Raw genomic sequence first — 15,717 nt, forward strand, 5'->3', positions numbered from 1 at the left:
CTACGGAAGCTCCAGCCTGGGCATCTTGAACGTGAACAAGGTGCCGGCGGCCGCACTGGACTCCACCTCCAACGTGCCGCCATGGGACCGCGCGATCTCCGACGCAATGTAGATGCCAAGGCCGAGACCCGGCCGCGGACGCTCACTCTTTTCACGTGAGAATGGGCTGAAAATCGCGTCCAACCTCGCTGATGGAATGTGCCCCTCGTTGTGTACGTCGAGCGTGAGCATTTCCGGCTCGGAGTGGACGGTCAGCGTAATCGGGGACGAGCGCTCTCCGTGTACCGCTGCATTGGTGAGCAGGTTGGCCAGGAGCTGTGCCAATCTGCTCGGGTCGCAGACCACGTCGTCGTCTATCTGTATGTGGACCTTGATGTCCTGGCGGCCGGTGGCGATTGCCACCTCTTCCACAACCCGTTTCAGGTCTTCTTCCAGCGTGCTTGTCAGCTGCAGCGCCATGGGAATGCCGCCGCCCAGACGTCCCCTGGCGAAATCAAGCACGTCGTTGATCAGTCCGTCCATTCTGGCAACGCCGGAGGTGATGTGCGCGAGCATCCGTTGCTGGCGCTCAGTGCCCGCCTCACATGCCAGCGAATCTGCGGCGATGCTGATGGCCTGCAGCGGACTGCGCAGGTCATGACCCAGCACGGCAATGAACTGGTCGCGCAGGTCGGCGACACGATGCGCGTCGGAGAGCGCCGTTTCCGCTCGCACAAGGCGATCTTCCTTGTCGAGGTAACTTCCTACCAGGTCGGCCAGCAGTTCCATGGAGCGTTGGACGTGGGCTACGTCGAAGTTGGCCGGTGCCGAATCAATCGCGCAGAGCGTGCCGAAGAAGCTGCCGTCTGGCCGATGGATGGGAACGGACGCGTAGCTCTCAAGTCCGTAGATCCGTGGCGTGTGATGCCGGGAGTAAATCGGGTGCTCGCTTGCATGCGCAAATACAACTGACGTCGCCGACTGCCTGATCTCGTCACAGATGGTGGTCTCAAGCACCAGTTGGCCACCGGGAACCAGCCCGAACCCCAGGGTGTCGAAGGTGGCGCACGCGGTCCAGGTTGTCTGGGTCACGCGGGCAATAGCCGTGAATCGTGAGCCCGTGATGTGGGCGACGGTCTCCAGGATTCGCGGCACGGCCTGGATTCGACCAATCTCGGCGATGTCGTCCAGCAGATTGGGGTCCGTCAGCTTCTGCATGGTCGCTCGTCCGGTGGGCACCGCATCATCCCATGGAACCGTTGTGTAGGTTGATGCGAGGGTGATTGCGGCCTTTTCAGGCTTGGTCGTGGCGGACACCCGGGCCCCCTGCGGGAGGTGAACGACCGATCTGTCCGAATGCAGACATTGCGCAGGTCAGGCCATCTCCTTGGTCTCGTGGTCGCGCCGATCGTCGATGACCGTTCAGAGCTTGATTTCCAGCGTTGCCCGATACAACAGCGCCGTCTTGCGGCGCCGCTCGATATCCGTCGAGCCGCTCTCGTCGAAGTAGGCGTTCCCCGAAATGATCGCCTGCTGCAGCAGTTGCCCACGCTCACGCGGAGCTTGCTCTTCCTGCTGATGCTCCATCGCACGTCAGGTTGAAGACAGAGGGCACCGAAACCTCCACTGCGGCCGTGACCCAGCTGCTGAAAGGTCTTGTAGGTGCTGGCTACGTGGACAAGCAGGAGGCAACCGACGACCGGCGCAAGGTGCGGGTGAAGCTGACGGCTGCCGGTCGAGCGCGCCACCGGCAGCGCGAAGCGAACATCCAGCAGTGGATGCAGCAGGCGCTGGCGCAGTACTCCGAGGCCAAGCTGTCGGCGGCCACGCAGATCCTGCGCCAGCTGGGCGCACTCTACGACGCGCTGTAGGCCGCCCAGAGGGCTTTACACCATCGCATCCATATTTATAATCGACCGGATGGTTAAATATGGAATCCGGTGATGGGCCGTCGCAAAAGTATTGATCCGCAGCAGCTCCTTGATGCTGCCGAGCGCGTTGTCGCCCAGGTGGGGGCGGCGCGCCTGACGTTGGATGCGGTGGCCGCCGAAGCCGGGGTCAGCAAGGCCTCGGTGGTCTACGACTTCCAGTCCAAGGCCGGTCTCATCCAGGCCGTGGTCGAACGTGCGGTGGCCCGCGACAACGCCTTCAACCGCGAGGCGGCCAAGGGGTTCAACCAGGATGCGCTGCTGCGCGGTCGTATTGCCGCAGCGGCCCAGCCCTTTCCCGAGGCATTCCAGCCGGTGGCCTTGGCGCTGTGCGCGGCCATGGCCCAGGATCCACAGCTGCGCGCGCCCATCCAGCACAACCAGGCGCAGATCCTGGCCGAGATCCAGCAGCAGGCCACGCACCCACGCAGCGCGTTGCTGGCATACCTCGCGCTGGAGGGTATGAAGCTGCTGGAGTCGCTGGACTACGTGCAGTGGCCGGCCGCGCAGCGGCAGCAGCTGCTGCAGGACATTGGCGCGTTGATCGACACGCCGCCGCGCTGAACCCGTTCTCTCCCCCGAGGTAACCCTGATGAGTTCTTCCACCCTCTTCCTGACCGGAGGAAGCGGCTACGTGGGCCGCAATCTGATTCGCCGCCTGTGTGCAGACGGTCACCACGTGCGTGCGCTGGTGCGCAGCCCCCAGGCGGCGGCGGTGGTACAGGCGCTGGGCGCCCAGCCGGTACACGGCGATCTGCTGGACCACGACATCGCTGCGGCGATGGAGGGCTGCGCCGCGCTGATCCACGCGGCCGCCGACACCGACCACCGAAATGCTTCACCCAGCCAGTGGCAGACCAACGTGGAAGGCACCCGCAACGTGCTGACGGCCGCCCGTACTGCGGGTGTGTCGGTGGCGATCGTGCTGAGCAGCGAATCGGCACTGACCACCGGTGCGCCTTTGCAACAGGCGCGCGAGGACCATCAGTATCCGGCGCGCGCAGCAGGCATCTACGGCGCGAGCAAGGCTGAAGCAGAACGGGTGGCGATCGCGCTGTCCACACCGCATTTCGCAGTGAAGGTGCTGCGACCAAGATTTGTCTGGGGCCGCGACAACACGACCGCTATGCCCTACTTGCTGCAGGCCGTACGCAGCGGCCGCTTCGCCTGGATCGACGGCGGGCACTACCTCACCTCGTCCACCCACGTGGACAACCTGGCTGAAGCGGTCTGCTGCGCCTTGACGCGTGGTGCGGGCGGCCGTGTCTACCACATCTGCGATGGTGCGCCCGTGCCGTTCCGCCGTCTGATTGGCGCTCAGTTGCTGGCTTATGGCGTACAACCGCCTGAAAAACAGGTGCCGCGTGCGCTGCTGCGTGTTTTCATCGGACTGGATGACCTGTTCCGCAGACTGCGGCTGCCTCTGCGTGCGCCAATGACCCGCCAGGAGTTCGCATCTTCAGCGGTGGAGGTCACGCTGGATGACAGCCGTGCACGCAGCGAGCTTCGCTATCGGCCGGCGGTTACGCTGGATGCCGGAATCGCGATGCTGCAGCGCCAAGTGGCCGAGCAAGGCTGATACTCATCGAGCGATCGGCGGGAGAGCCTCGCGCGGTGCGTGGCCGAACAGCCGACTGAACTCGCGGCTGAACTGAGAAGGGCTCTCGTAGCCCACGGCGAACGCGGTGGCGGAGATGCTGGTGCCGCCCCGCTGCAGCAGGCGACGTGCCTCGATCAGGCGCAGCTGCTTCTGGTACTGCAGCGGTGACAGGCCCGTTGCCGCACGGAAATGCCGATAGAACAGCGCGCTGCCCATGCCTGCACGGCTGGCCAGCGCGGCCGCATCAAGCGGTTGCCGGAAGCTGCGTTGCAGGGTACGAATCGCGCCCGCCATCCGCCGTGCCAAGGGAGATGGCTGGGCCATCGCCAGCAGTGCTGGCCCTGCTTCACCCTGCAACAGACGAAACAGCAGCTCACGCTGTAGGGCAGGCCACAGCAGCCGCTGGGCGTCGGGCGTGTCGAGGGCCAGCTCCAGCAGACGCAGCAGACAGCTCAGTACGGGTGAATCCAGCGCTACCACACTGAATGGCGCAGGATGAGGCGCTTGGCCTGTAGGTGGGTTGCCCAACTGGCTCAGCAACTGTCGCAACAAGACGGTGTCCAACTCCACCACCAGCCCCAGAAAATGCGTCTGGTGGTTGCCCCGGGCGGCCATCCCGCGAGCGGGAACGGGCTGACGGGTGAGTAGTGCATCGCCGGCGCGATATTCCAGCACTGCATCGCCCACCCATACCTGTTTGGCCCCCTGTAGCACCGCCGCCACCGCGGGACGGTACAGAGCCGGGGCCGGAGCGCGCGTTGATCCTGTACGCGCCAGCCAAGCGCCGGGCAGAAGTTCCAGCAGCGGCTCCGCGTCCAGGCTGCGTGCGCGCAGCACCGCCTGCGCCTGCAGCGCTAATGCACGCAGCGGGGCTTGGCGATCACAGGTAGCAGGGAAATCGGGCAAGGATCGTGTGCAATTGGGCAAGTGCGGACGGCACCGTGGGCGCAGCATGTCACGCTCCGTTTCACGAGACAAAGCCACCATGAACAGCGTACACACCCCGCGCACCATCGCCCTGGTTACCGGCGGCAGCCGCGGCATTGGCCGCAGCATTGCCCTCCACTTGGCCAGGCAGGGTAGCGACGTGATGATTACCTACCAGCATCAGCAGGTTCAGGCCGCCGAAACCCTGCGCCAGATCGAAGCCTATGGCGTACGCGCCGCGATGCTGCCGCTGGATCTGGATGCGGTTGGATCACTGGAGACCTTCGCATCGGCTGTGCGGGCACAATTGCAGCGCTGGGGTGCATCGCACTTCCAACAGCTGGTGAACAATGCAGGGCTGCACGCACCATCGGCGTTCGGTGAGATCCGCGGCGATGACATCGACCTGCTGTACCGCGTGCATTTCAAAGCGCCACTGCTGCTGACCCAGTTGCTGGCGCCGCAGCTGGCCGATGGCGGCGCCATCATCAACATCTCCACCAGCCTGACCCGCCACGTGGCTGCGGGCAGCCTGGTGTACGCAGCAATGAAGAGCGCACTGGAAACCGCCACCCGCTATCTCGCGCTCGAGCTGGGACCGAGGGGCATCGCGGTCAACGCCGTAGCCCCTGGCGCCACCGAGACCGACTTCTTCGGCGGTGCAGTGCGCGACGATGCCGCCGTGAACCACTACGTGGCACAGCACACGGCGATGGGACGTACGGGTCGCCCCGACGACATCGGCATGGCCGTGGCAATGCTGCTGGCGGGAAGTGGTCGTTGGATCACCGGCCAGCGCATTGAGGCCTCAGGGGGAATGCTTCTGTAGGCGATGAGGTGACCGGACGATGTCCGATTCTGGCCGATAGCGGACGCTCCGCCAAGACAGGGACGTCGCGCCCGTGACAACGCTGGCTTCCGACCCTGAGTCGTCATTCGAGGTGGCGCCCGCGCTCGATCTGTAGAGATCGGGACGCTGCCGGCCCTCACGATTGAAGCCCGCACGACTGGATCCGTGCTGGCAGGGGACGCCAGCCTGCCTATCGCGGTAGCATTCTTCCACCGTAGCCGCGGCTGACGAGAATGACACCCATGCGTGGATCACTGGTTGAGTGGGTGCTCGTGATCGCCGGGCTGCTGGGCGTGATCGGTTTTGCGAATTCGGATTTCCAACCCAGGAAGGGACTGCTGATCGCCGCCGGCGTCATTGCGGTGGCAGTTACCTTCTGGGCCGCTTGGGCGCAGCCCAGGCCCGAGGAAGTCTACTCACCCCTTCAAGGCAGGCGGAGGGTGGTGCGTTCGCCGTACTCCCCAGTATGGGTGGTAATCCCGCTGGCACTGGTGGCCGCATGGGTGTTCACCGTCTACGGCGCGGGCATGGTCCTGGCCTCCACTGTCGGGGTCGAGCACACTCGAAGCGGGATCGTCATGCACAGCGCAAGGTATGAGCCTTCTGCGCGCTCACGCCAGCGACCCTGCACAAACCTCTCCGTTGTACTGGAGACCGAGCGCGGACCGCAGTCCATCGTGCATTGCGACGTGGATCTGGCGGGCACCCTCCTGCCCGCTGGCTTCACCGTAACGTACCGCACACGCGAGTCGGCACTTGGACTGTTTGCTGTGCGGGATCTCGTTCTGCCACAGGTAGATGCGGTGTTGGAGATGGCCAGGCGTGCAGAGGAGCAAGCGGCCCGCGCCGAGGGAAGACGCTAGCGATTGGCATCATTCAGGGATCGGACACAGCATGAGAAAGTACGGAGCCATTGGAAGGATGCTCGCATTCCTTCTTGTCGCATCAGGTTTGAATGCATGCGTCGGTACGACAACGCCGCCCCAGGGCACGCCGCAGGCGCTGCTCGCTGCGGTTACGAAGTCAGAGGTGCGTGACTATTGGACAAACGACTTTGGCAGGGCAAAGCGAACGGGTGGTTATTCCGTAATCGTGCCTGTCGAGCGTGCGCAGGCGCTGCTTGAATCGATCCGGGGACAGGTGCCCTCTGGCTACGTCGCCTTTGTTGGAACAACCCACAACCTCGATGACCCCAGCATCAAGGGCGCCGAACTGGTCATGGCGCCCGGCCAAGACCAGTTTGACATCGTCCGCTTGGCCGCTACAGATGCCGTCAACCATGGCAAGACCACCGATCAGATCATTGAGGAGCTGAAACGGTGGGACGCTCAGTTCGGGATCGATATCTGGCAAGCTGAGACTGACACCATTCAACTCAAGCTCAAATCCCTTCCAGAGGATCTTCCGGCATTCTCCCAAAGGATGTACGAGTTCTGCCCGGACATCGTTGACCAAGGGGTGGGTGACATTGAGTCACTTCAGGCGGCAGTAGAACAGGATGGGGCGATCTTCCTCTGGTGGGACTAGTCGCGCTGTCCCTGACAGTTCATCCAGATCTAAGCCGCTTCGCGGCTGGGCCTGAGTGTCTGCCTTGAATGACTGCTTCTGGCCGGAAGCGGATGTGAGCCTCCCTGGCAGCGCGTTTTAATGATGAGGAACGTGTCGATGGTCAGCACCCGGTGCAACATCTGCGGTCGAAAGCTTGGCGTCTCTGCCGATCTGCTCTCTGCCGACTGCGGCGGAGACTGCTGGGGCTGCGTGGGAGCGATGGAGCTTGGTTGGCCAGAATCGGCCAAGCGGGTCGCGAAGGAAATCCGAGCCGGGCTTCGGGAGCCTGATGGGGCGGCTAAGCCGCGGTCCGGCAGTTAGCGGGCCAACGTCCGCTTCTGGCCGGAAGTGGACGCTGGCGTGTGCATGCAATCCGAGCAGATATTCGTCAACCCGGCCGGGCGCTACAGGTTGTGGAAATGTCCGGATTACCTGGCAGGTCGCCTTCGGCGACTGTGCCGCCGAGCTGATGTGTAATCGCTGGTTGACAAGGTAGAACGATCGTTCTACCATGGCGCCATGGATAAGACAACGACCGACACCCGACTGAAGATCCTGGACACGGCGGAGGCGCTGATTTACCAGAACGGGATACATGCGACCGGCATGGATCTGCTGGTGAAGACCTCTGGCGTTGCGCGCAAGAGCATTTACCGACACTTTGAAAACAAGGACCAGGTTGCCGCAGCCGCATTGAACGCGCGGGACGTGCGCTGGCTCAACTGGTTCAGGCAGGAATGCGACAAGGCCGGCAGCCCGGAAGCGCGCATCCTGGGCATGTTCACGGTGCTCAAAGGTTGGTTCAAGTCCGAGGGCTATCGCGGCTGTGCCTTCATCAACACGGCAGGTGAGGTCGGCGATTCGCACGACCCGATCCGCAGGATCGCCAAGCATCACAAGCAGAAACTGCTCGATTACACGCTGGAGCTCACCGGGCAACTGAACATCGCGCAGCCGGCCGTTCTGGCGCAGCAGCTGCTGCTTCTGATGGAAGGCGCCATCACCGTATCGCGCGTGATGGGTGACTACGACGCCGCAGACACCGCAAGGGAAGTTGCGCAGGTGTTGTTGAAGCAAGCCACGCACTAGCGCCGCAGTAACCGAAATCCCGCCGCAGTACCCCGTTCATCCATTTCCATTGGAGGCCCCACCGTGTCCGCAGAAGCCCCCCGCCCCCCCCTTCCCCCGTTCACTCTCGAAGCGGCGATCCAGAAGGTTCGCTTGGCAGAAGATGGCTGGAATTCCCGCGATGCCGACAAAGTGGCGCTTGCCTATTCGCTCGACACCCAGTGGCGAAACCGCGCCGAGTTCACCAACGGCCGCGAGGAAGCCCGGCAGTTCCTTGCCCGAAAGTGGAAGAAAGAGCTTGAGTACCGCCTGATCAAGGAGTTGTGGGCATTCACCGGCAACCGCATCGCCGTGCGCTACGCCTATGAATGGCGCGACGACTCTGGAAACTGGTTCCGCTCCTATGGAAACGAGAACTGGGAATTCGGCGCGGATGGTCTGATGGAGCGCCGCTTCTCGTGCATCAACGATATGCCCATCAAGGACAGCGAACGCAAGTTCCACTGGCCACTGGGACGCCGCCCGGATGATCATCCGGGGCTGTCCGACCTGGGCATGTAAGCTGCGGAGCCAGCGTGAGGAAGGCCTGCGGGCGTGAATGCGCCCGCGGGCTTTCCACGTCGGCGCGGGGTGCTCCTTCGCTTCAGGGTCCGGCTACGGCTGCACTTCAGCGCGGAACGCGATCTCGATCAACTGTTCGGGGAAAGCGAGCGCGGAAACCCCGATGAGGTTGCTGGCCACCTGGGGAACAGGCTGGCCATAGACGGCAGGCCTGACCTTGCTGCTGGCGGCGAACGCCGCAGGCACATCAATGACAAACAGGGTTTCCTCAACCACATCCGCCAACGATCCACCCAGCTCGGCCAACAACACCTGCGCGTTCTCGTAGGTGCGCTTCATCTGCGCTTCCATGGTGTCGAAGTTGGCAGGCTTTCCATCAGCGCCCAGAGCGGCCGGCGCCACCAGCTGTCCCTCCGGCGTGTGCGAGAGCTGGCCCGACACGAAGATCGAATTGTTCACGCGCACGGCCTGTACATACCCATAGGCCGATTCCCACGGCACGCCGAAGCTGGCCGTCTTGCGGTTGGAGGTACTCATTGCGTTGTCCTTCCAAGGATAAGGTCGCCAGTCTGCCGGCAGGCTCGGGTCCCCGCCTGCCCCGAACGGGTGAGGCAAGCGTGATCGTGAGCCTCGTGCTTCTGCGGCTGGCCGGAAGCTGACACAGACTTCGGTTGCGCCATCCATGCGCCGTTTGTTCAATCCAACGCGTGCTCGGCCAGACATGATCTATCGGTCCCAATGCAATCCCGCACCGATGACAGATTCCGATACGTGCCGTTCGCCAGTCCAAAGTACCTTCCGACGTTGTGTCATCGGTGGAGAACGAAAGGACAGATCGGCACCACCACAGGTTACGGAGGGGGCGATAGCCTTCTCCACCCTGTCTTCCCTGGCCGCAGTACTGAGCGATGAGAACCGCCGGCTGTTGCGACTGCTGCGCGAACTTCAACCCAGGTCGCTCACCGAACTGTCCGAGCACTGCGGGCGCAAGGTTCCAAGCCTTTCTCGTACCCTTCGGATGATGGAAGGCTATGGGCTGGTTGAACTGAAGCGGGTCGGGGCGTCTGTGGTGCCATCTGCCATGGCCACGCGCTTTCTCATAGAGCTCGACTAGCACCACGTTGTATCGCCGCATCGCGGAGTTCTGTCGCTATTGCCTCGCTGACGTGTCAGCACACTACGCTGGCAATCACGACCCATGTCGCATATTCCTCTATCGCTTAGGGCCCTTGCGCCATCGGCGTCTGGGGCGGCTTAACAGCATGCAAGAATGCCGAAAGCGTCTTGCATCAAGCATTGAATGCAACTCTTCTGATTGGCACTGCGCGTCGGCACAGGTACAGATGACGAGCCGCCTCATCTGGGGCGGCCGGGCCTCGAAAACCCGTATCGACAATGAAGTGATTGCGCTTGCCGGCCGACGCCACCTCGCGTGGCGTCGGTCGGCAATCCGTCTGCCGGCTGCGGCGGGCGGAGCGTGGAGGCCTTGTGCCTGCCGGTTCATTGTCCCGGTTTTCGAGCCACGTCTCCGCCCGCCACCTTTGTGTGGCGGCTATCGTCTGCCCTGCACGGAGCCCCAGCCATGACTACACCGGAATTCCCCCGTCCCCATCCCTATCGCGCAGCTGGCGATGCGTCATCAGAACAAGCATCTGCGATCGATCCCAGAGCTTTCATCGCCACGCTGACGCGGATTGGAAAAGGCGCAGCCGCCGACGGCCAGCCGTGGCCGGAGCGTCATCAGATGCCCGGCCGCCGCATGGCGCTGGCCGATGCGGACTGCGCACTGGCGGGCCTGCGCATAGCGCTGGAAATGCTGCTGGCGGCCGAGCGCGTCCGCCAGAACGGACCGGACGACGAATACGTGGGCGATCGGGTGATGGAGGGTTTGATGATGGCGTGCCTGGCGCTGACCGCGCAGGTCAGCGCGCGGATGCGGCCAGAGGCGTAACGCCGGAGAATCTTCCGGCGTTACCGCCGGTCATTCGCAGGAATCGCCTTCTTCCTTCAACATCGCCTCGTCCACCGGCCGCTCGCGCTCGATCAGCGCGCGCTGCTCCGCGTTCGGCTCGCCCAGCCACCACACGTTGCAGCGAGTGGTAAGGCGGCCGACCATCTTCGAGTGCGTCGGCGAATACAGCATCGCCAGCGCGGTGGTCGAGCACTGGTGCGCCTGACAGGCGGTGTAGAGCCACCACGGCTCGCCCTGCAGCACCATCAGTTCGCCAGGACCGCTGGGACCGCTCAGCAGGCGTTCGCGCAGGGAGGGGACGTTCTTGTCGGGCGATTCGGCCGCCGCAGTGTTCTTCATCAGGGCGTCGAACGCGGCCAGCACCTTCGGGTCCTTGCGGCCGCAGTCGTCCACGGTGTTGCCGCCGACCAGGGTGAAGAAATAAGTCGCCAGCGGATTGTCCGCGCAGGTGAGTTCGGCGCCGGGGGTCTCACCTTCCGGCTCGCCTTCGTTGTCCCACACCGACGGGTCCACGCCGTCTTCGACGGAAGGCGCGTTCTCGACCACCGTGGCCGTGGCGGCTGGGGCTTCCGTCGGCGCAGCAGTAGCGGCGGGTGCAGCTGCGGTGCCTGCTTCCGGTGCCGGTGCCTGCGTGCACGCGGCCAGCAACGCGACCAGCCCTGCCATTCCCATCATTCGAGACGTCATTCCCTGTCCTGTGTCCATTCGCCCAGCCGGCGACCGCGTGATTCTACCCGCCAGCCAAGGTGGATACTCTGGCAATCACGCCTTCCATCACCGCCAGGATGCAGACGTATGTGCCGTTCAAGACTTGCCGTGATTCTTCTCAGTGGCCTGTTGCTGGCCGGGCCTGTTGTTGCGCAGGAGCCCGCCGCACCCTCGCCCGCCGCGCGTCTTGCCGATGTCCCCCTGCCCGCCGCGCTGGATCGCGTGCTGCGCGATTACGAACAGGCGTGGCGCACCGGTGATGCGAAGGCGTTGGCGGGATTGTTCGCCGAGGATGGTTTCATCCTGCAGAGCAACCAGCCGCCCGTGCGCGGGCGCGCGGCGATCGAGGCGGCGTATGCCGGCCAGGGAAGCAGCCCGTTGCGGCTGCGTGCGCTGGCCTATGCCGCAGAGGAATCCACCGGTTACATCATTGGCGCCTACACCTACGGCAGCAACGTGGGTGATACCGGGAAGTTCACGCTGACGTTGAAGCGGGTGGCGGGTGGGCCGTGGATGATTTTTTCGGACATGGACAACACCAACACGCCTCCGCGGTCGCGGTGATGGGCGCTGCGGGTTCCGCAGTAGATCCACGCCATGCGTGGGTGGGTTTCGCGCACGCACAAAAAAAAACCCGGCACTGGGCCGGGGTTTTCGATTCACTTGAACAGCGTATCCGGATACTCCGGCTTCTGTTCGCGTGCCAACAGCGCACGCAATCCTTCTTCCGGGGTCTGCTCGCCATGCAGCACGGCGCGCACGCGGTCGGAGATGGGCAGGTCGATACCATGACGGCGCGCCTGTCGCATCACTTCGTCGGCGGTCTGCACCGACTCGACCACCTGGCCGATTTCGCGGATGGCGTCCTGCAGCGTCTGCCCGCGGCCCAGGGCCAGGCCCAGGCGGCGGTTGCGCGACAGGTCACCGGTGCAGGTCAGCACCAGGTCGCCCAGCCCCGCCAGGCCCATCAGCGTTTCCGGCTTGGCGCCGATCGCTGCCGCCAGGCGCAGCATTTCGTTGAGGCCACGGGTGATCAGGCCGGCACGGGCGTTCAGGCCCAGCTGCATGCCATCGGCGACGCCGGTGGCCACGGCCAGCACGTTCTTCATCGCACCGCCCAGCTCGGCACCGACCATGTCGTCGCCGGTGTAGGCGCGGAACGCCGGACCGTGCATCGCCTCGGCCACCGTCTGCGCGAACTCGGGCACGTCGCCGTGCACGGTGATCGCGGTCGGCAGGCCCAGGGTGACTTCCTTGGCGAACGACGGCCCGGTGACAACGGCCAGCGGCACGTCCTCGCCCAGCACTTCGCGCGCTACTTCATGCAGGAAGCGGCCAGAGCCGGGCTCGAAGCCCTTGGTGGCCCAGGCCACACCGGCACCGGCCGGACGCAGCGGTGCCAGCGCGCGCACGGTTTCACCGAATGCATGCGACGGGGTCACCACCAGGATCCAGGCGGCACCTTCCACCGCCGACGCGAGGTCGGTGGTGGCGCGCAGCGATTCCGGCAACGGAATGCCCGGCAGGTAACGCGGATTCTCGTGGCGCTGGTCGATGGCCTCGACCACGGCAGCATCGCGCCCCCACAGCACGGTCTGGCGACCGTGGCGGGCGAGCAGCGTCGCCAGCGCGGTTCCCCAGGAACCGGCGCCGAGTACGGCAACCTTGTCAGCGGTAGTGCTCATCCGTGACGTCGCGGCCGGGATCAGGCGTTGCCGGCCGGCTCGGAGTCAGCCAGCGACGGTGCGTCGCCCTGCTCCTGGCGCTGGCGCAGGGTTTCTGCGTACAGGCCTTCGAAGTTGATCGGCTGCAGGAAGAACGGCGGGAAGCCGCCGGCCTGGATCAGGTCGCTGACCAGCTGGCGCACGTACGGGAACAGGATGTTCGGGCACTGGGTGCCGAGCAGCACGTCGATCGACTGCGGGTCCAGGCCGACCAGGCCGAACACGCCAGCCTGCTTCACTTCGGCCACGTACGCGGTGCGCTCGCCGGCCTGGCAGGTCAGGGTCACGGCCAGCACGACTTCAAAGGCATTCTCGCCCAGACGCTGGACCTGCTGGTTCAGGTTGAGCTGCAGTTCCGGCTGCACCTGGTCGTTGAAGATCGACGGGGCATTCGGCGACTCGAAGGAAACGTCCTTGACGTAGATCTTCTCGACGGTGAACGCGGGGCCGGTGGCGGCATCGACCGGCGCGACAGCGCCGTTGGTGGTCTCTTCGGACATTTCCAGTAACTCCAGTGAATGCAATGAAAACGATGGTCGAATTACTGCGATGGGGGCGGCGGAGGGCGCAAACAAGGCCACATCCGCCACCGCCTGCGATCAGTTGCGGCCCTTGACCAGCGGCAGTTCTGCCTGCTGCCACGCGGGGATGCCGCCGTCGAGCACGAAGACCTTCTCGAAGCCGGCCTTCTTCAGCGCCTTGGCGGCGGTCTCGGACGCGTTGCCGCTGCGGCACACCAGCACCACCGGGGCCTGCTTGGCGTTGGCCACCAGCTTGTGCTCGGGGCCGAACGCGCTGGCCTGGGCACTGCGGCTGCCGGCGATGTGGCCCTTTTCGAAATCAGCGCTGGGCGACAGATCAACCACCACCGTGCCGCCCGCGTTGATCAGCTGGGTCAGTTCGGCGGGCTTGATGCCCTTGAAGCCCCGGAACAGGCGGCGGATTTCGGTGACGATGAGGGCCACGGTCAGGCCGACCAGGGCCGCGGACAGCATCGGGTTTCGGCCTGCGAAGGCCAGCAACTCTTCGTAATTCACTCAGGTCACGGGTCGATTAAGCGGGCGCCGATTGTCGCACAAGCCGGACGCGACCCGTCACTGCCCCTGCCAGAGGTCCGGCAGGCCCGCACTCTGCCACCAGCGCTTGGCTTCCGGATCCCAGCGCCAGCGCTCGGTCACAACCACGGTGCGCTCGGCCTGGGTGTTCTGGTTGATCACCCCGATTTCGACCCGGCGCTCGACCTGGCCGCCGTCCAGCGATGCGCTGCTGCGCTCGCGGTAGGACGACACGCGCAGCTGCGCATAGCGGTTGAGCTCGAACTCGGTCGGCGGCTTGGTCTTGCGCAGCTGCGGGTCCAGATAGGCGATGGCGTCGTCCATGCTGCCCCAGCGGATGGTGGCACCGTAGGCGATCTGGGTCTCTTCCAGCAGCTTGCGCTGCTTGCGGCTGAGGTCGTCGGCGGCAGCGCCAGCGGCGGCGCTGAGCAGCAGCAGGGAACACAGGAGGATCTGGATGAGGCGGCGCATCGGTGGGTTCCGCAGGGCGTCAGCCTGCCATCCTACCCTTTGGCGAAGGCAACGAAGCGACCGCTGAATTCGGCCGCGGCCTTGCCGTCGGCACCGGGCTGGGTGGCGACAATGCTGATGCGGGCCTTGCCGCGCTGGCGGAAGGTGGCCAGGAAGGTCTCCCAGGCGCCGCTTCCGGCCGCTTCGGCATGGGCATGCAGGTCTTCATAGACCGGTGCCAGGTAGCGCAGGTTGCTGTCGGCCACGTAGACCTCGGCGTCGTGGCCGGCCAGACGCAGGCGCAGGCTGACCAGCGCCCAGCCGGACAGGGTCAGCACCGAGGCCAGGCTGCCACCGAACGCATTGCCCTTGTCATTGACGTTGGCCACCAGCGGCGCGGTGATGCGCAGCACGCCGTCGGCATAGCCATCCAGGCGGATCTGCATCGCGCGGACCGCCGGCATGCAGTCCAGCACGTCCTGCAGGGCAGCCAGCGAAGAGGTCAGGGCATCAACAGCCATCAGCAGCAACCACGACAACGAAGGGCCCGCATAATGACGGTAATGGCCAACCATACGATACCCACTGGCTGGACCCTGATCTCGCTGCGCCCGCAGGGCCAGCAGGCGGCGCTGCGCCACGCCGCAGCAGGGCTGGGAGGCCGTACCGTCGCGCTTTCGCCCTGGCGGCTGCAGCGTCTGCAGGGCCGCGCCGCGCGCCAGCAACTGCAACGGGCGCTGACCAGCGATCGGGTGGTGTTCACCAGCCCGGCAGCCGTGGCCGCAGCGGCCAGCCTTCTACCGCTGGCGGCGGCGCAGCGCAGCCCGTGGCTGACGGTGGGCGAAGGCACCGCGCGTGCCCTGCTGGCCCATGGCGTCGCTGACGTCCATGCGCCCCAGCGGATGGACAGCGAGGGCCTGCTGGCGATGCCGGTGCTGGGCGATGTGCGGGGCATGCAGATCGGGCTGGTGACCGCACCGGGAGGCCGGGGCCTGATTGCCGCTGAGTTGCAGGCCGCGGGCGCGCAGATCACCCGCGCTGATGTCTACCGACGGCTGCCGCTGCGCTTGTCGCGGCGCATTCTGGCGCGTTTGGCCCGTTCTCCAACGCCTTGGCTGCTGGCCATCAGCAGTGGTGAGGCATTGCAGCGTTTCTGGCAGCAGCTGCCTGCGCACTGGCAGCAGCGGCTGCGGGCAAACGCGATCGCGCTTGTGGCCAGCGACCGGCTGGGCGCGCAGGCGCAGGCCCTGGGGCTGACCCGGGTGGTGCGCAGCGAGGGCCCTACCAGCGTTCAGTTGATGGCCGCTGCACACACTGCGCTCACCGGCCCGGCAGCGACCTGAACAG

Annotated in this window: 22 protein-coding genes; 12 read left to right on the forward strand and 10 right to left on the reverse strand. The window is 65.0% G+C overall.

The window, feature by feature from the left end:
* Positions 1 to 1,197, reverse strand: a complete 1,197-nt coding sequence (locus M2299_RS06145) for an ATP-binding protein (protein WP_280884055.1) — start codon at positions 1,195 to 1,197, stop codon at positions 1 to 3.
* A 204-nt stretch (positions 1,198 to 1,401) separates the two neighbouring features.
* Positions 1,402 to 1,566, reverse strand: coding sequence for a hypothetical protein (locus M2299_RS06150; protein WP_154231504.1), 165 nt, complete (start codon positions 1,564 to 1,566; stop codon positions 1,402 to 1,404).
* A gap of 11 nt (positions 1,567 to 1,577) precedes the next feature.
* Here M2299_RS06150 and M2299_RS06155 point away from each other — a divergent pair, with 11 nt between their 5' ends.
* From M2299_RS06155 to M2299_RS06165, 3 genes are all read left to right on the forward strand, one after another.
* Positions 1,578 to 1,850, forward strand: coding sequence for a winged helix DNA-binding protein (locus M2299_RS06155; RefSeq protein WP_280884056.1), 273 nt, complete (start codon positions 1,578 to 1,580; stop codon positions 1,848 to 1,850).
* Positions 1,851 to 1,922: 72 nt separating this feature from the next.
* On the forward strand, positions 1,923 to 2,471 hold the full coding sequence (locus tag M2299_RS06160; protein WP_280884057.1) for a TetR/AcrR family transcriptional regulator: 549 nt from the start codon (positions 1,923 to 1,925) through the stop codon (positions 2,469 to 2,471).
* 28 nt (positions 2,472 to 2,499) lie between these two features.
* Entirely contained in the window at positions 2,500 to 3,486 is a 987-nt protein-coding gene (locus M2299_RS06165) for an NAD-dependent epimerase/dehydratase family protein (RefSeq protein WP_280884058.1), read from the forward strand.
* A gap of 3 nt (positions 3,487 to 3,489) precedes the next feature.
* Here the strand turns inward: M2299_RS06165 and M2299_RS06170 are convergent, their stop codons facing one another.
* A complete protein-coding gene (locus M2299_RS06170; protein ID WP_229290524.1) occupies positions 3,490 to 4,413 on the reverse strand; it encodes an AraC family transcriptional regulator in 924 nt (307 codons plus the stop codon).
* A 79-nt stretch (positions 4,414 to 4,492) separates the two neighbouring features.
* Here M2299_RS06170 and M2299_RS06175 point away from each other — a divergent pair, with 79 nt between their 5' ends.
* From M2299_RS06175 to M2299_RS06195, 5 genes are all read left to right on the forward strand, one after another.
* A complete protein-coding gene (locus M2299_RS06175; RefSeq protein WP_280884059.1) occupies positions 4,493 to 5,263 on the forward strand; it encodes an SDR family oxidoreductase in 771 nt (256 codons plus the stop codon).
* A gap of 263 nt (positions 5,264 to 5,526) precedes the next feature.
* Positions 5,527 to 6,147, forward strand: a complete 621-nt coding sequence (locus M2299_RS06180; RefSeq protein WP_223487143.1) for a hypothetical protein — start codon at positions 5,527 to 5,529, stop codon at positions 6,145 to 6,147.
* Positions 6,148 to 6,205: 58 nt separating this feature from the next.
* Complete coding sequence (locus M2299_RS06185; RefSeq protein WP_280884060.1) at positions 6,206 to 6,811, forward strand: DUF4253 domain-containing protein; 606 nt, start codon at positions 6,206 to 6,208, stop codon at positions 6,809 to 6,811.
* Positions 6,812 to 7,351: 540 nt separating this feature from the next.
* Positions 7,352 to 7,921, forward strand: coding sequence for a helix-turn-helix domain-containing protein (locus M2299_RS06190; RefSeq protein WP_280884061.1), 570 nt, complete (start codon positions 7,352 to 7,354; stop codon positions 7,919 to 7,921).
* Positions 7,922 to 7,984: 63 nt separating this feature from the next.
* Complete coding sequence (locus M2299_RS06195; protein ID WP_154879023.1) at positions 7,985 to 8,461, forward strand: nuclear transport factor 2 family protein; 477 nt, start codon at positions 7,985 to 7,987, stop codon at positions 8,459 to 8,461.
* 93 nt (positions 8,462 to 8,554) lie between these two features.
* Here M2299_RS06195 and M2299_RS06200 read toward each other — a convergent pair whose 3' ends face one another.
* Positions 8,555 to 8,998, reverse strand: coding sequence for a Rid family hydrolase (locus M2299_RS06200; protein ID WP_025875920.1), 444 nt, complete (start codon positions 8,996 to 8,998; stop codon positions 8,555 to 8,557).
* Between the two features lie 217 nt (positions 8,999 to 9,215).
* On the opposite strand from M2299_RS06200, the gene M2299_RS06205 reads away from it, so the two are divergent.
* Positions 9,216 to 9,575 (forward strand): helix-turn-helix domain-containing protein, encoded by a 360-nt coding sequence (locus M2299_RS06205; RefSeq protein WP_051562394.1) that lies wholly within the window; start codon positions 9,216 to 9,218, stop codon positions 9,573 to 9,575.
* Positions 9,576 to 10,043: 468 nt separating this feature from the next.
* Complete coding sequence (locus M2299_RS06210; protein WP_025875922.1) at positions 10,044 to 10,412, forward strand: hypothetical protein; 369 nt, start codon at positions 10,044 to 10,046, stop codon at positions 10,410 to 10,412.
* Positions 10,413 to 10,442: 30 nt separating this feature from the next.
* On the opposite strand, the gene M2299_RS06215 is transcribed toward M2299_RS06210, so the two are convergent.
* Positions 10,443 to 11,120 (reverse strand): Ivy family c-type lysozyme inhibitor, encoded by a 678-nt coding sequence (locus tag M2299_RS06215; RefSeq protein ID WP_025875924.1) that lies wholly within the window; start codon positions 11,118 to 11,120, stop codon positions 10,443 to 10,445.
* Positions 11,121 to 11,249: 129 nt separating this feature from the next.
* Between M2299_RS06215 and M2299_RS06220 the strand changes: the two genes are divergently transcribed.
* Entirely contained in the window at positions 11,250 to 11,705 is a 456-nt protein-coding gene (locus M2299_RS06220; RefSeq protein WP_280884062.1) for a nuclear transport factor 2 family protein, read from the forward strand.
* A 95-nt stretch (positions 11,706 to 11,800) separates the two neighbouring features.
* Here M2299_RS06220 and M2299_RS06225 read toward each other — a convergent pair whose 3' ends face one another.
* The 5 genes from M2299_RS06225 to M2299_RS06245 form a co-directional block, all read right to left on the reverse strand.
* A complete protein-coding gene (locus tag M2299_RS06225) occupies positions 11,801 to 12,826 on the reverse strand; it encodes an NAD(P)H-dependent glycerol-3-phosphate dehydrogenase (RefSeq protein ID WP_032978039.1) in 1,026 nt (341 codons plus the stop codon).
* A 20-nt stretch (positions 12,827 to 12,846) separates the two neighbouring features.
* Positions 12,847 to 13,365 (reverse strand): protein-export chaperone SecB, encoded by a 519-nt coding sequence (gene secB / locus M2299_RS06230; RefSeq protein WP_025875931.1) that lies wholly within the window; start codon positions 13,363 to 13,365, stop codon positions 12,847 to 12,849.
* Between the two features lie 99 nt (positions 13,366 to 13,464).
* Positions 13,465 to 13,902, reverse strand: a complete 438-nt coding sequence (locus tag M2299_RS06235) for a rhodanese-like domain-containing protein (RefSeq protein WP_025875933.1) — start codon at positions 13,900 to 13,902, stop codon at positions 13,465 to 13,467.
* A 57-nt stretch (positions 13,903 to 13,959) separates the two neighbouring features.
* The gene (locus tag M2299_RS06240) at positions 13,960 to 14,391 is read right to left on the reverse strand and encodes a hypothetical protein (protein WP_080150286.1); all 432 of its coding nucleotides are present in this window, start codon (positions 14,389 to 14,391) and stop codon (positions 13,960 to 13,962) included.
* Positions 14,392 to 14,423: 32 nt separating this feature from the next.
* Entirely contained in the window at positions 14,424 to 14,891 is a 468-nt protein-coding gene (locus tag M2299_RS06245) for a YiiD C-terminal domain-containing protein (protein WP_032951885.1), read from the reverse strand.
* A 33-nt stretch (positions 14,892 to 14,924) separates the two neighbouring features.
* Between M2299_RS06245 and M2299_RS06250 the strand changes: the two genes are divergently transcribed.
* Positions 14,925 to 15,713: a uroporphyrinogen-III synthase gene (locus tag M2299_RS06250; RefSeq protein ID WP_280884063.1), complete on the forward strand. Its 789-nt coding sequence runs from the start codon at positions 14,925 to 14,927 to the stop codon at positions 15,711 to 15,713.
* Positions 15,714 to 15,717 lie beyond the last annotated feature (4 nt).

The organism is Stenotrophomonas sp. 1278 (genome assembly GCF_029892765.1).
GTDB classification, from domain to species: domain Bacteria; phylum Pseudomonadota; class Gammaproteobacteria; order Xanthomonadales; family Xanthomonadaceae; genus Stenotrophomonas; species Stenotrophomonas indicatrix.